General features: G+C 58.4%; 10 protein-coding genes. 5 read left to right on the plus strand and 5 right to left on the minus strand.

Annotation, left to right across the window (positions count from 1 at the left end; all coding sequences use genetic code 11):
- Positions 1–56: 56 nt before the first annotated feature.
- The gene (locus X727_RS163365; protein ID WP_023697341.1) at positions 57–1,328 is read right to left on the minus strand and encodes a glycosyltransferase family 1 protein; all 1,272 of its coding nucleotides are present in this window, start codon (positions 1,326–1,328) and stop codon (positions 57–59) included.
- A gap of 190 nt (positions 1,329–1,518) precedes the next feature.
- Here X727_RS163365 and X727_RS163360 point away from each other — a divergent pair, with 190 nt between their 5' ends.
- Complete coding sequence (locus X727_RS163360; protein WP_023833441.1) at positions 1,519–2,649, plus strand: glycosyltransferase family 1 protein; 1,131 nt, start codon at positions 1,519–1,521, stop codon at positions 2,647–2,649.
- On the opposite strand, the gene X727_RS163355 is transcribed toward X727_RS163360, so the two are convergent.
- Positions 2,642–3,826 (minus strand): glycosyltransferase, encoded by a 1,185-nt coding sequence (locus tag X727_RS163355; RefSeq protein ID WP_050589034.1) that lies wholly within the window; start codon positions 3,824–3,826, stop codon positions 2,642–2,644. The two genes, X727_RS163360 and X727_RS163355, sit on opposite strands and share 8 nt — an antisense overlap.
- A gap of 294 nt (positions 3,827–4,120) precedes the next feature.
- Between X727_RS163355 and X727_RS163350 the strand changes: the two genes are divergently transcribed.
- Positions 4,121–4,993, plus strand: coding sequence for a glycosyltransferase family 2 protein (locus tag X727_RS163350; protein WP_023697344.1), 873 nt, complete (start codon positions 4,121–4,123; stop codon positions 4,991–4,993).
- Between the two features lie 14 nt (positions 4,994–5,007).
- Positions 5,008–6,321: a polysaccharide biosynthesis/export family protein gene (locus X727_RS163345; protein ID WP_023697345.1), complete on the plus strand. Its 1,314-nt coding sequence runs from the start codon at positions 5,008–5,010 to the stop codon at positions 6,319–6,321.
- A 550-nt stretch (positions 6,322–6,871) separates the two neighbouring features.
- Here the strand turns inward: X727_RS163345 and X727_RS0133085 are convergent.
- The 3 genes from X727_RS0133085 to X727_RS1000000167655 all read right to left on the minus strand — a co-directional run bounded on the left by X727_RS0133085 (position 6,872) and on the right by X727_RS1000000167655 (position 10,260).
- Positions 6,872–7,660 carry a sugar transferase gene (locus X727_RS0133085; RefSeq protein WP_023833443.1) on the minus strand — a complete coding sequence of 263 codons (789 nt, stop codon included), beginning with the start codon at positions 7,658–7,660 and terminating at the stop codon, positions 6,872–6,874.
- Positions 7,661–7,786: 126 nt separating this feature from the next.
- Positions 7,787–9,667, minus strand: coding sequence for a GNVR domain-containing protein (locus tag X727_RS163335; protein WP_023825218.1), 1,881 nt, complete (start codon positions 9,665–9,667; stop codon positions 7,787–7,789).
- A gap of 167 nt (positions 9,668–9,834) precedes the next feature.
- Positions 9,835–10,260 (minus strand): hypothetical protein, encoded by a 426-nt coding sequence (locus X727_RS1000000167655; RefSeq protein WP_155923507.1) that lies wholly within the window; start codon positions 10,258–10,260, stop codon positions 9,835–9,837.
- Between the two features lie 121 nt (positions 10,261–10,381).
- On the opposite strand from X727_RS1000000167655, the gene X727_RS163325 reads away from it, so the two are divergent.
- Positions 10,382–11,902, plus strand: coding sequence for a phosphomannomutase/phosphoglucomutase (locus X727_RS163325; protein WP_023697350.1), 1,521 nt, complete (start codon positions 10,382–10,384; stop codon positions 11,900–11,902).
- 13 nt (positions 11,903–11,915) lie between these two features.
- A complete protein-coding gene (locus X727_RS163320) occupies positions 11,916–14,216 on the plus strand; it encodes a mannose-1-phosphate guanylyltransferase/mannose-6-phosphate isomerase (RefSeq protein ID WP_023833444.1) in 2,301 nt (766 codons plus the stop codon).
- Positions 14,217–14,231: the final 15 nt, after the last annotated feature.

The following is a 14,231-nucleotide window of genomic DNA, read 5'->3' on the forward strand; positions in this document are numbered from 1 at the left end:
GACTCAAATTGATTGCGATGTGCGCTAACCAACGAGGTAACTGCGCTCGCGGTCAATTACCCGTAGACTTCCCCGAAATCGGCGTCGACCTGGATCATAAGCTCGAGATATTTCCAAGCGATCCAGCGCCAGGAATAGCTGCTCGCCCTGGTATGGCCCTTGCCAACCATTCGCTTGCGCATATCTGGGTCGACCGCTAGCTGGCGAACGTTTTCGATCCATGATTGGACGTCGTCCGGATCGGCATAGAGTGCGGAATCTCCGCAGATTTCAGGCAAACAGGGCGAAGTCGAGGCTATGACCGGGCAACCCGACGCCATAGCCTCGATAGCGGGCAACCCAAAGCCTTCGATCCGTGATGGAAACAGGAAGCAGAGGGCGCCTTCAAGCGCCTTTTTGAAGTCGTGATCGCTTATGCGCCCAAGAAGGATGATGTTCGCCGGCATTTTCGGGACGTGCCGCAAGACCGTGGTTTCGTCGATGTCACCCGGCATCCACAGATCGAGGCCCATCTCATCTAGAAACGATGCGAGCTTAGCGAGAAGCCCCATGTTCTTGTATTCTTGATCCCGCCGGCCGAGGCAAACGACATATGGCCTGCCCCGATTGACAGCCAAGGATGATATCGTCGCGTCCCACTTCTTAGCATGGTCGCTGCCGTTGTAAGTAACGACAATGTTCTCCTCGCGCGCTATGCCGAACGCGACCAAATGACTGCGGGAGAGTTGCGAAACCGTAGTGATCCGTGCAGCCCGCCTGCCCAGCAGCGGAAGGATCAGGCGGTGAGCCCAACGGAACCCTCGCCCGTAGCTCGACGGCATCAACCTTGTATGCATGTCGTGGATGCATGCGATCTGGCGTCTCAGCACGACCGGTGCGAGGTTGCAAAAGCTCACCAACCCTCCCGGCACATGCCAGGGCAACTGCGCCTGTACCCAGAACTGGGGAAGTCGAGGCCTGTTGAATTCGGGGACGACCCGCACCGCGATTGCCTTCAGATGAAGAGGCTCGGCAGGCTGGCGCGGCACCACGAGATCGATCTCAAGGTCGCGACCCAAGGGATGCCCTTCGGAAATAAGGGCGTCGAGAGCCATCGTCACCTCGTGGGCATAACGCGCTATCCCATTGCGTCGAAGCGTGGTGAAATCACCGTTTATCGTCCACCGGCGCTTTGGCGGCACTAAGTCCGCCAATGTCCGGCCCGGATGGCCAATCAGGTACTGCGAGCCTCCGGGAAGCGATCTTGCCACCACGGCGGCAACGCTGTGTCCGTTCAAATTCCCCGATTGCACCGCCGGCGCCGCATCGAACTCAGATTTGCCGATCATCACGTCCCCCGCCTTGCCGCCCCAACATCCAGACTAACACTCTCTGAACCGCAGCGACCCTCAAACGTTTGAGGTAGCTCCAACGCTCGCCCTCGCCTGCCTGGATGATGCTGCGCGCGTCCGCACGACCCAACGGCTGTGGTGACCCCACGCGCTGACGGTTTCAAACTAGGGACATGGAGAGGGTGACATGGCACGGCAGTGGACGATCAACGGGCGTTTCCTTTCCCAACCGACAACGGGCGTCCAGCGTTATGCCGGAGAGATCGTGCGTGCGCTGGATGCCCTGTTCGCCGAGCAGGCGCCGCTCACCCGTGGGCTGGAACTCAGGCTTTACTGCCCACCTGGCAGCTCAGACATCGCGATCAATTCCATCGAACGTTGCGAGATAGGCAGCAGGGGTGGGCACCTATGGGAGCAGACCCGGCTAGCCGCCTCTCTTCGGGGTGGCGGGCTCCTCAGCCTGTGCAATACCGGCCCGCTTCTGTCGCGCAAGCACATTGTCTGCATTCATGATGCAAATGTCTGGAATGCCCCAGAGAGCTATTCACTTCGCTTCAGGACCTCCTACAAAGCGCTGCTACCCTGCCTCGGCAAGACTGCATGCAGCATTTCGACCGTTTCCAATTTTTCGCTAGGCGAGCTGGTTCGGCTGGGCATCGTTGCGGAGCAGAGGGCCTTCGTTGCCCCCAACGGTCATGAACATGTCCTCCGATGGAAGCCTGAACATTCGGCGGCGACACGATTGGCGGCCTCGCGTGAAACAATCGTCATGATCGGCGGCGCCGCACCTCACAAGAATGTGAAGCTCATTCTCGATATGGCCGAGCGCCTTGGCAAGGCCGGACTGAAGATCGCGGTCGTCGGCATGTCGGATTCGGACATTTTCAAAACAGGATCAGCCAGAGCTGAAGCCCAAAATATCCATTGGCTCGGACGCATTTCCGACAACGAGTTGGCTGCTTTGCTGATGGACTCGCTTTGCCTGGCCTTTCCTTCGCTAACTGAAGGCTTTGGTCTTCCGGTTGTCGAGGCAATGGCGCTGGGCTGTCCGGTCGTTGTGTCCGAACGCGCCAGCCTGCCCGAGGTCTGTAGGAACGCAGCTCTTTATGCCGCTGCCAACGACCCGCAGGCGTGGTTCGACCGTTTCATGGGGCTGCGCAATTCCAAGGCGCTACGCGTGCAGTTCATGAGGAAGGGAAAAGCCCGAGCCTTGGCATATAGCTGGAGAGCGAGCGCCTTGCGCTACCTGCAGGCGATGGCTCTTGCCGACGGTATCGATCCAGAGACCAGGATAGTCAGGTTACGTGAACTCACGTGATCGTGTGAAGTGCCTGGACCGCTCCGATCGAGTCCAGCATGGCGCGGTCGAAATTCTCTTCGGAAAAGCGCTGCGCGTTCCGAGCGCAGGCCCGCGGGGTGATGAGGTGGCTGTTTTCCTCGAACCGTTTGACCGCTTCCTTGAGGTGATCGATGGTCTGAGCCTTGAACAGCACCCCCGTCGGCTCGGAATTTGACCCCAGGCTGCGTGCAATATCGACCGCGCCGCCTCTCCCGAAAGCGATCAGCGGCGTCCCGCAGGCCTGCGCCTCGGCGAGCGCGATGCCGAAGTCCTCGCAACCCGCAAAGACCATCGCCTTCGCTCGGGCAAGCGTATCGATATAGTCCCTGCGAGGAAGGAATCCCGAGAATGTGACGTTAGGACCTGCCAGCGCCCGCAGGCTGGCCGATTGCTGTCCTTCGCCCACTATGACCAGCCGTCGCGACGGCATCTCGTTGAAGGCCCTGATCACGAGGTCGGTGCGCTTGTAGGGGGCCAGGAAGGACGCCGAGACGTAGTAATCGTCCTTGTCCTCGACACAGGGCAGTTCCTTCAGCGAGACCGGCGGGAAAACAACCTTTGCGTCACGTCCGTAGATGTGGCGGATCCGAGAACGGACATAGTTGGAATTCGCCAGCATCAGGTCTGGACCGTGCGCGGTTCTCGTATCCCAGGTCCTCAGACGGTGCAGCATATAGCGGTAGAGTATTCCCTTCGGACCGAAACCGAGCTTGCCCTGCTCAAGATACGAGAATTGCTCGTCCCAAGCATAGCGGACAGGGCTGTGCACATAACACAGATGCGGCTGATCAGGCCTTGTGATCACGCCACGAGAAAATGCGGCCGACGACGAGATCACAGCGTCATAGCCGGTCACGTCGAACTGCTCGATCAGAAACGGGCAAAAGAAGAAGAGAGACCGGTAGAATTTCCGCACCAGAGGGATCCGGTTGGCCGGAGAGGCATGAAATTGCACGTCGCGGAAGTATTGCTCCTTCACCTCGGCCGGGAGGAAATCGAAAAGTGTGAATACCTCTGCATTGGGAAGCTGCTTGCAGATTTGCGCCAGAACTCGCTCGCCGCCCCGGAAATTTGGGCACCAGTCGTGAACGACCGCTATCCTGGCATATCTGTCGAAGTCGGGCGCCGGGGCAGCCGGAAACTCCTCAATCGGCATTTCGACCTTGGCCGCGATGGCCAGGTCGGAAGAACGTTCATGGAGCATGGTTCTCCCCTTTCTTTTAAGCCCGAGTTTCCGTTTTGTGCGGGGACCATCGCAAGTTGTCCGATCGATCACCGACCGCTGCCGGCGCGTATGCGCCTACCGCTTATGGTCGTGACCCGCTTGCAGGAAGTACGTCAAAAGCTGGTACTCGATGAGGTAGGCCGCGTTGGTCGCGCCCACTTTTATTCAAGCTGTTTGAGCCATCGCGTCATAATATGGTCAGGGGGAGCGACGCCTGGACGAAACATGAAACTTGCGGTGATTATCCCAACCCTCGGCCGCAGCGAGCAAGTAGCTCGCCTGCTCGGATATTTGGGCAGCCAGAGAAGACTTCCCGACGAAGTCATATTGTCGGCACCCGACGCCACACACATCGACCTGCCGGACGGCTGCCCCTTCCCTGTGTCGAATGTGTTCGGTCCAAAAGGATTGGCTGCGCAACGCAACGCCGCTCTCGTGCCTTCATTGCGGCGCTTCGACATCATAACATTCTTCGACGACGATTTCGTTCCATCCACCCAGTACCTGGAGCAGATCGAGCAGGCTTTTGCCGGAAATCGCGGATGGGCGGTTGTGATGGGCAGGGTCGTCAGAGACGGCGCCACCAATGCTGGTCTCACCTGGGACGATGCAGAGGCTGCGCTGAGGGAAGCCGAGGGCCTAAAACCGAATGGAGCGTCCGTGGTCGACCATGTCGGTGCCTACGGATGCAATATGTCGCTCCGCTCCTCGCTGGTTGGCGATTTGCGCTTTGACGAGCGCCTGGTCCTCTACGGCTGGCAAGAAGACATCGACTTCACAAGTCAAATGCGATCCAGAGGCCGCGTCGTATGCGTGACGTCGATCACGGGCGTTCATCTCGGAATCAAAACGGGCCGCGTCAGCGGAAAGCGGTTCGGCTACTCCCAGGTCGTCAATGCGATCTACCTGATAAAGAAGGGGTCAGTTCCAGCCTCTTTCGCACTGCCCCTTATGTTCAGGAACATTGCGGCCAACCTCGCAAAGAGCCTTTGGCCCGAGCCATATGTCGATCGCAGAGGTCGTCTCAGCGGCAACGCGCTCGCGATCCTGCATATCGCCATGGGGCGCATCGAACCCGAATACATCCTGAAGATCTGACGACGGTGAAGACAATGCGGAAATGGCTTTCAACAGCGGCAGGGATTTCATTGGCGGCAGCCTCTGTCTGTCCGTATCCGGCATCAGCCGCGGAGTACCTGCTTGGGCCGCAGGACAAGGTCAGGCTCAAAGTCTACGAATGGCGCGCATCGCGTGATGTGATCTTCGAGTGGGCGGCTCTCAACGACAGTTTCACTGTCGGTGCCGACGGGACTCTCTTCCTGCCATTTGTCGGGCAGATACGCGCGGAGGGCACCGCTCCTGGGACTCTCGCCCGCGCCATAGGCGATCGGCTGATGCAGCAGATGGGACTCGGCCGCCAGCCGGATGTCGCCGTGGAGATTGCCCAGTACAGGCCGTTCTATGTGGTCGGCAACGTCAAGCAATCCGGAGAGTTTCCCTACAGGCCCGGCCTGACAGTGCTGCAGGCGCTTGGGGTCGCCGGCGGGTTGCCGATACGCGAGGATGATGTGTCTCGGCTTGGACGAGAGTTCATCACGGCCCGGGGCGATGTCGGGCTGCTGGCTCTGAACAATGTCAGCCTGCTCGCACGCAAAGCGCGGTTGCAGTCAGAGCTGGCCGGCAGTGACGACATCGCTTTCCCCCCTGAACTGAGGGACAGGGTTTCAAACGAAACCGTTGCCCTTGCAATGAACCAGGAACGCAAGATTTTCGATATCCGAAAGGATGCACTGGCGACCCAGCTCCGTTCACTGCGAGACCTCAAGGACTTCCTGCAACAGGAGCTGGCCTCGCTCGAGCAACAGCTGACTTTCCATGACAAACAGATCGAGCTCATCCAAAAGGAGCTCGCGGGTGTCTCGAATCTCGTGCAGAAGGGCCTTGCGGTTGCACCACGGGAACTTGCGCTGGAGGGGACTGTCGCCCAGATGCAGAGCGACAGATTAGCGGCCGAGACCTCGATGCTGCGTGTCAGGCAGGAGATGAGCAAGACAGACATCGAAATACTCAACCTTAGCAATCAGCGTTCCAGCGAGGTAGCCGAGGGCTTGCGCGAAACACAGCAGCAGCTCAACGAGGTGACCAGCAAATCCGACACCGCAGTGCAGTTGCTGAGCGAGACGCAGGTCGCTGTGCCCGCTCTGCTGGCGCTAAGGCAGAGTGCGGCGAGGGCCAAGCCGATCTTCACCATTGTGAGGCCGAAAGACACCGGCACGGAAGAACTTGCTGCCCAAGAGACAACCCTTGTCGAGCCGGGCGATACCATCAAGGTCGAAATCCCCCTGCCGCAGTCTGGCTTGGACAGCTTGCCTGCAGCGGATGCAAGCGTCCAGGCGGACACCACTGCTGTTGGAACTACGAACTGACCAGATCCGCTTGGCGCGAACCAGGCCAGCATCCTGGCTCCGTCGATGCTCACCAGGACCGCCACCTGTTGCAGGTGGGGTTGGATGGCTGGGGCGTTAGGCATGGGGCTGCGACCCAAAAATATGTGGCTCTACAAGTACCCCTTTGCAATACCGCAAACAGCATTCCGAAGCACCGTATCTAGCACTTGCCTTGCACTCCTAGGCCGCCTATCAGTTGGCGCACGGTGGGTCTCGGCCCCTGACGGAACTCCCCGCCGCGGAAAGCCAACTCCTTCTGCGGGTGCCACTGGAGATATCGGTGCTCACAAGCATACTGGCCGTATCGGTGGCAGGGATACTTCTGGGTCTACGCTTCAAGGCTGCCGCGCTGCTGGCAGCGACTGCAGTGCTTCTGATCGCAATCCTTGCCTGGAATAGCCTAGGCCTGTGGGGCCATGTGACTGGTGGCAAATCTCTGGTTTTGATATTTCTTTTGGCTTGCGCCTACCTCGCAGGCTTGTCTCTGTCGCACTACTGCAATCGAAACGAGAAGTGATCGTTCGACGTTTCAGGAGGCCCTGCCGACCCGCATGACCGCGACGATGGTCCTGAGCAAGATCACGATATCAAGCCAGATCGACCAGTTCCGCACATAGTGGCTGTCCAGCGCAACGCGGTTATTATAGTCCATGCTGCTTCTTCCACTCACCTGCCAAAGACCGGTGAGCCCCGGCCTTGCTGCGAGGTACTCTGCCTGATGCTCGCCATAACGCCTGAGTTCGTCCTCGACGATCGGCCTTGGGCCCACGCAACTCATGTCACCGCGCAGTATGTTGATGAGTTGGGGAAGCTCATCCAGGCTGGACTTGCGCAGCAGTCGCCCGAAAAGCGTAACGCGGGGATCGTTCCTGATCTTGTGGGTCTCTTCCCACTCCTTGCGTGCGTGGGCGTTGGACTCGAGATATGCCTTCAGAACCTCGTCCGAATTGGCGACCATCGAGCGAAATTTATAGCAATTGAATGAGCTTCCACCCAAGCCTACTCGCCTATGCGAGAATACGGCTGGACCGCCGGCCGTAACCTTGATCAACAGACCGACGACAATCATGACGGGCGCGGCCAAAACGAGCGCTGCGCCGGCTATGGCCAGATCCATGATCCGTTTGAGGAGGCCTCCAATCGGAGGGTTCGTCTTTCCGGTGAGGACACCCGGCAGCTCATTCAACACCGTTCCGGTGCTGGCGTAGTCACGCGCAGAAACAACATGCAGGATCGCCCTGCTTTGGATCGCGGCCGGCACAACGGGTTGGCTCCAAAGCGCCTCACCCTGGTGCTGCTTTTCGAAGGCGTTTGTCATGTGACGGTCGCTGTTTCTCGTTGATTAACTTCGACAGTCTTCCAAGGACGGAACGTGCCGGCAAGAAATGCAAAGGAGGTAGCGCGATACTCCAGGGGCTACCCCCTATCCTCACATATGATTGCTCTACACGCTTTGCCGGCTTCCGAAAGCGCTCTGCTTAGCGGCAACCCGACGGTGCTTGGACGTCATTACCCTCGCGTTCGCGAGAAGCACGCCAAGTATAGGCGTCCTGGAGGCCTGAAGTGTTCTCACGAGTTCCCGCAGTGCGTCGACGTGCGTCTTTCCCCACTCCGCAACCACCACGACACCGTCGAGCACGGATCCAACGACCAGGTCATCCGCCCCGGATTCAAGCGATGGCAGGTCAACGATGACGATATCATAAGCGGCCAACTCGTAGCCTGCCGCGTCCCCAGCAGTAACTTCAGAAAGGAAAACCTGCATGTTCCTTGGCACGAGCAGGTTCTTTGCATCCACGACGGAACTTGAAAGAACGTCGAACCGCCGCCCCAGAGCGCGTATGATATTATGTCGAGCGGGATCCAGGCACTCGTTGCTCTGGACGTTTGAGTGCCCAATCAGTCTTGTGGTAATCGTCGACCTGCGAACATCAGCGTCAATCACCAACGTCTTTAGACCGGACATCGAATAGAGCGTGGCGAGGTTGCTGACTACGGAAGTCTTCTGACTGTTGTTCGAAACAGCGGTTAGTCCAAGAAACTTCACCGGATGGTTCGTTTCCGCCAAGCTGATTTCGGTTCGCGCTTTCCTTAGGCTCTGGCTGTATCGCGACCACGGATGCTTGGTCACTTCGTCGACGTTTCCGAATTCCCTGCGCCTGCTCGTGGGCGGTAGTTCTCCGACGCACTCTATTCCCAGATTATCGCGGACATGACGTGGCAATCGTATGGTCCAGTCGAACGAATGCCGCGCGAAGGAAAGGCCAATGCCGAGAATGAGCCCTGCGACGCCAGCGAAGACCAACACCAGCTTCGGTTTTGGAGCGCTTGGAAAAAGCGGCGGCGTCGCGGCAGTGATCACTCTTGCATCTGCAACCGGGTAGGATTGCTGGCTTACCGAATTGGTGTAAGCCTGCAGAAAGCTCTCATACATTTTCTGATAGGTGTCAGCAGTTACCTCGAGTTCTTCGAGAGTAGGTTCAGAATTAACGCCGCCACCGGCACTTGCACCACCTCCTACGCTATAATCGTGCCGAGAGCGAAATGCCTGCGCCCTTGCCATGGCCTCGTTCATCTGGGTGCGCAGCTGCTGAAGGCGTTTTTCCAACCATGCTCCACCTTCTCTTGCCGAATCGGCCTTGGTGTCGATCTGTTCATGCACGAAGGCGTCAGCCGTTGCATTCGCAATCTTGGCGGCGCCCTCCGGATCGGCGGAGGTGAAGGATATGTCTATCGCGTAGGAGACACCTACCCTTCGCACATCGAGGCCACTGAGGAAAATCAGCATGCTGAGACGGGACTTCTGGTAATCGGTCAGCTTTGCGGTCGACTCCGGAGCGCCTAAGCCGATATGCCCCCAGAGTGAGTTCAGCCGTGCGCTTTTCTCAAGCCCTAAAGCCTGCACCATTATATCTTTGAGTTTCCTGAATCTTTCCTGCAACATCGGTGTCTCGGGGCGATTGAAACTCGTATCCTCAATCAATTTCAACTGATCAATTACCATCGAAGCAATCTTTTCAGATTGCAGTACTGCGATCTGACTTTCAATTTGTGCGGTGTCCAATGACAGATTTACTTCACCGCCCTCCTGCAAATGTTGCGGTAGCTTCGGTTCGATCAATATCTGGGCGCTGGCTGTAAAAACCGGATCGGTGGTCAAATCGTAGAACCATGCGACCAGGAGTGCCGCGGCAAGGCAGGCCGTAATTGTTCCGACATAATGTCTCAAAAACCCGGTTATGTCCGAGAGGCCGACGAATTCCTGTCCGACATTGGCCTGCTGATTGGTTGCCAAAGGCCATTGGTTGGCGAACAAGCGGTTCATTCAAACGTCTCCGGCGGGCATGGGAGAGTCCTTCGTGCACGCCGCCCGATACAGAGCTTCATGGCGTCCGCCCGATGTTCTCATAAGAGCCGGGGCCCGCGATCCCGGCTTTTGCAGAAAGACTACGCCGACGTGGGGGAAGGTAAACGCCGCCAATTGGCGTAGACCTACATCCTTTGCGAATGAAGAATGCGCGGCAGACCGGCCCTTATCTTGGCTAGAAATGACTTCTGCTGTTCCAGCAGCAACTCTCGTGCTTGGTTTGCCGCAAGATCGTGCGAGAGGATAACCAGTTTGGCTGAAAGACGTTCGCCCCTATCCCCGTTTTCCGTCGCCTCCAGGCAAAATGCGGCACAATCTGTCATTCGTTTCCGAGCTTGGCGAAGTCGTTCCGATTCCCTTTCGATCTCCGGCTGAATGAGGTCGAGGGCACGCGCCAAAGCCTGGAAACGCCTATCATCGACGTTCTTGTGAAAGGAGAATCCGAATGATGTCAGCGGCACTACAGAGCCACAATTGATGTTGGCGCCCGATGCGGGCCTACCCCCACGATACGCGACCGCCATGCCTGGACGAGATATCCTTTCGATCATCGATCGGCACCACCTATTGGATGAAGCGGCACGAGCCGCGGGGTAGCGCTACCCGAATTCATGAAGGGGCCGAGGTTCGCGGCCATGCTAGGAATATTGGCGCAATCCCGGAGCGGTAGCCGTGACCTTAACGATAGTCGCCCAAGCCAGGCCAAACACATTCGCGTTCGAGAACAATGCTCTCATCAAAGCCACTGGCTTCCGGGAATATGATGCGCGGTGGTGGTTCGGCCACCCTGGCTCGGAGAAAGAGCCCGAGCTCAATTTGATGGGCGCCCAAGCACTGGGAATGGGTCTCGCCACTCTGATCCGCCGAATGGGGGTCGGCCCGGAGATCGTCACGGGTCACGACTTTCGCAGTTATTCAATGTCCATAAAGATGGCGTTGGTCTCAGGGCTGATGGCGGCTGGCGCACATGTCAAGGACATCGGCCTGGCGCTTTCCCCGACCGCCTATTTCGCCCAGTTCGCACTCAACGCTCCGTCTGTTGCGATGGTCACGGCTTCCCACAATGAGAACGGCTGGACCGGAGTTAAAATGGGCGCACAGAGACCGCTAACATTCGGTCCTGACCAGATGACAGCCCTCAAAGCGCTCGTACTGAACGGCGACTTCGATCTTGTCGGTGGCGGCGGCTACGAATTCGTGTCCGGATTTCGTGAGAAATACATCGACGACTTGACTGCCGGAAGGACGGCTCGACGCAAGCCGCGCGTGGTCGTGGCCTGCGGCAACGGGACGGCTGGCGCATTTGCGCCACAGGTGCTGAAGACCATCGGCTGTGACGTGATCCCACTGGACGTGGAGCTCGATTACACCTTCCCGCATTACAACCCCAATCCCGAAGACATGCAGATGCTGCATGCCATCCGGGACAAGATTCTGGAGACCGGTGCCGATTTGGGTCTCGGCTTCGACGGCGACGGCGACCGCTGTGGCGTCGTCGACAATGAGGGCACCGAGATCTTCGCTGACAAGGTCGGCGTCATGCTGGCGCGAGACATTTCCAGCCTGCATTCGCAATGCACCTTTGTCGTGGACGTGAAATCAACCGCGCTTTTCATGACGGATCCAGTTCTGGCGCGAAACGGCGCGCGCACGGACTATTGGAAAACGGGACATTCCTACATCAAGCGGCGGGTAGCCGAGCTTAACGCAATCGCCGGCTTCGAGAAATCGGGACACTTCTTCTTCAACCCGCCGATCGGGCGTGGCTATGATGACGGCCTTATCACGGCGATTGCTGTCTGCGAGATGCTCGACCGTAATCCGGGAAGGACGCTGGCCGAACTCTACCGCGCCCTGCCCGTGACCTTCGGCACCCCAACAATGTCCCCCCACTGTCCCGACGAAGTCAAATATGGCGTCGTCGACAAGGTCCTGGGCGACTTCATGAAAATGAAGGGGGACGGGACCGAGTTTGCGGGGCAGCCGCTTGTTGATCTGGTTACCGTCAATGGGGTGCGTGTCGTGGCTCAAGACGGCACCTGGGGTCTGGTCAGGGCTTCGTCGAACAAGCCCGAAATTGTCGTCGTCGTCGAAAGCCCCGTCTCGTCGGAGCGACGTCGACAGATGTTCGAGGCGATCGACGCCGTCCTGCGCCGCAATCCAGAGGTCGGAGCCTACAACCAGACATTCTGAGAGGAACCGAAGCATGGCACACCGGATCGTAAGTTTTGTTATGAGCGGCGGGGTCGGGTCCCGGCTGTGGCCGCTCTCGCGCGAAGACAATCCTAAGCAATTCCACGATCTCTCGGGGGATGGCTCTATGCTGGCGAAGACGGTTCGGCGCCTGAAGGCGTGGCCGGACAACGAAACGCCGATCTATCTGATAGCATCCGAACGCCATGCCGAACGCGTCATCTCCGACATTAGTTCGCTCGGTCTGAACGGGGGAAAGCCAATTTTCGAACCGCTGGGCCGCAATACGGCCGCAGCGGTCGCCATTGCGACACTGCAGACGATTTCGGAGCACGGCAACGAAGCGCTTGTGCTCGTGGTTCCCTCCGACCATGAGATATCGACCGAGACGCAGTTCTGGGAGACCGTTGAAGCGGGTATGCCCGCCGCCGGCTCGGGAAGCATTGTCGTGTTCGGCATCAAGCCCACTCATCCAGAGACCGGGTACGGATACATTGAGGTTGCGGCCAATGGTGACGGCGCAGCCGCGGTCTCACGCTTTGTCGAAAAGCCGAACATCGAGACGGCGCAAAAATATCTGTCGTCGGGGAGGTTTTACTGGAATGCTGGTATCTTCCTTTTTCGTGCCAACACGATGCGGAGGGCTTTGCTCGAGTTTCACCCGGAGATCTGGGAAACCGCCGAACGCGCCTTCAGCACTGCCAAGGTGGATGTGTCGGGCGTTTACCTGCCGCAAGGCTTCTACTCGGCTGTCCCCTCCACATCGATCGACTATGCAGTCATGGAACATGCGCGGGGCATCGCGATGGTGACGGCTTCGTTCCGCTGGAACGATCTTGGGTCGTGGCAATCCTTGCTGGAGGCCAGCCCCGTGGACGGAAACGGCAACGTCGTAATGGGCGATGTCGTCGCCATGGACTGCGACAACTCCTACCTCAGAAGCCAAGGTCGGCTGCTCACCGTCATAGGAATGAAGGATGTGGCGGTGGTCGCAACGCCGGACGCCATATTCATCGCCCCGGTCAGCCATAGTCAGAATGTGAAGAAGGTCGTCGAGCAACTTGAGAAGAGCGGGCGCCTCGAGACGAAATTCACAGCGTCGGAAGACCGGGTCATTGTCAGCGGATCATGGCGCAAGCGCGTCGAGCACTGGCTCTTCAACGAGACCCTTCCGCTTTGGTCAGACGCAGGCGTCGACAACGCGCATGGCGGCTTCCACGAAGCGCTCGGTTTCGATGCCAGGCCATTGGGCAAACCCAAGCGGATGCGCACGATGGCTCGCCAGATCTATGCTTTCGCTGTGGCCAAGGAACGTGGCTGGACGGGGGCCGCCGACAAGCTCATCGATCATGGTATAGACTTCATCGCAAAATACGGCCGCACAGATCGTGGAGGCTGGGTACGCACCCTCAATTCCAATGGAAGCGTGGCCGATCCGGCGGAGGATGCCTACGACCATTCCTGCGTGCTCCTGGCACTTGCTCATGCCTATCGCTGCGGCCACCAACCTGCCCTTCAGCTTGCACAGGAGACATTTCATTTCATCGATTCGCACCTTGAGGATGGGAGCTTAAATGGCTTCCTCGAGACACCAGGCTGGAACGGGGTTCGGTCCTCGAACCCACACATGCACATGCTCGAATCATTCCTTGCCTGGTACACCGCAACCGGCGATCGCGCATATCTGCGTCGAGCGGCTCGCATCATCGATCTATTCCGCAGCCATTTCTTCGACCAGGAAAGTTGGACGCTCGGCGAATATTTCGATGCCGACTGGCTGCCGTTGCCCGGAGACAAGGGACAGTGGACCGAGCCTGGGCACCATTTCGAATGGGCCTCCCTGCTCGTCGACTTCGCGCGGGCAACCGGACAGAAAGATCTGGCTGCTTACGCGAGGAAACTCTATTCGTCGGCGGTCGCCAGCGGACTGAATCGAGCCACAGGGCTGGCTTATGCGGCCGTTTCGAGACAAGGGATGCCTCTCGACAGGCTCTCGCGCAGCTGGCCTCAATGCGAAGCCATCAAGGCGGCGATCGCGTTGGACAACATCGGTGGGCCTGATCTGAAACCCGAGATCGAAGCTCGCGTCGCGCGCCTTTTCAGATGGCATATCGATCCCGCGCCGCTTGGCCTGTGGATGGACAGGATCGACGAGCGCGGTCGGTCGCTGGCGACGGAGGTTCCTGCCAGCATCTTCTACCATTTGGTGACGGCATTGATGCAATATCTCGACAAGACTGAGGGGCAGGTTCAGGCGTTTCCGGGACTTTCTCTGAAAGCGGACAGCCTTGTTGCGAAGCAGAATTATGGTTGAAGAAAGCGACTGCTC

Origin of the sequence: Mesorhizobium sp. L103C105A0 (assembly GCF_000502215.1) — a bacterium.
Classification (GTDB): Bacteria; Pseudomonadota; Alphaproteobacteria; order Rhizobiales; family Rhizobiaceae; genus Mesorhizobium.